Below are 756 nucleotides of genomic sequence, written 5' to 3'. Positions count from 1 at the left end.
GACGGTGAAGAATTTGAAGGCGGTAAAGCCGACGATTTCGCTCTGGAATTAGGCGAAGGCCGCATGATTCCGGGCTTTGAAGATCAAATTAAAGGTATTAAAGCGGGTGAAGAAAAGACGATTGAAGTCACTTTCCCGGAAGACTACCACGCTGAAAACCTGAAAGGTAAAGAAGCGCAGTTCGTTGTAACAGCTAAAAAAGTTGAAGCACGTGACTTGCCTGAACTCAATGACGAGTTCGTTGCGTTATTTGGTGTAAAAGAAGGCGGCGTTGAAGCGTTGAAGGAAGAAGTTCGTAAGAATATGGAACGCGAACTGAAAAACGCAGTAAAAGCAAAAGTTAAAGAACAGGTGTTAAAAGGCATTGTTGAAAACAACGATGTTGAATTGCCTAAATCAATGATCGACCAGGAAATTGATCAACTGCGTAAGCAAGCTGCTCAACGTTTTGGTGGTAATGCTGATCAAATGCCTGAATTGCCGGCTGAGTTGTTTGAAGAGCAGGCAAAAGAACGCGTTAAAGTTGGCTTGTTATTGGGCGAAGTTATTCGCAGCAATGAGCTTAAAGCTGACGACGAGAAAGTTGATGAGATCATTGCGACAGCTGCTTCTGCATATGAAGACCCGCAGGAAGTTGTCGAGTACTACAAGTCAAACAACGATATGATGCAGCAAGTTCGCAACTTAGCGTTGGAAGAGCAAGCTATCGAATTTGTGTTGGAAAAAGCTTCTGTGAAAGATAAGAAAGCAAGCTTT

The 756-nt window shown here is 43.1% G+C and carries 1 protein-coding gene; it reads left to right on the top strand.

Going from position 1 to position 756, the window contains the following annotated elements; all coding sequences use genetic code 11:
- On the top strand, nucleotides 1-756 hold a 756-nt coding region (gene tig, locus B3180_RS05750), incomplete at both ends, for a trigger factor (protein ID WP_286843486.1).

Source organism: Idiomarina sp. UBA4206, assembly GCF_002383015.1.
Classification (GTDB): Bacteria; Pseudomonadota; Gammaproteobacteria; order Enterobacterales; family Alteromonadaceae; genus Idiomarina; species Idiomarina abyssalis.
Note: the sequence above shows the minus strand (reverse complement) of the source record. Positions and strands in the feature narration are given on the sequence as shown.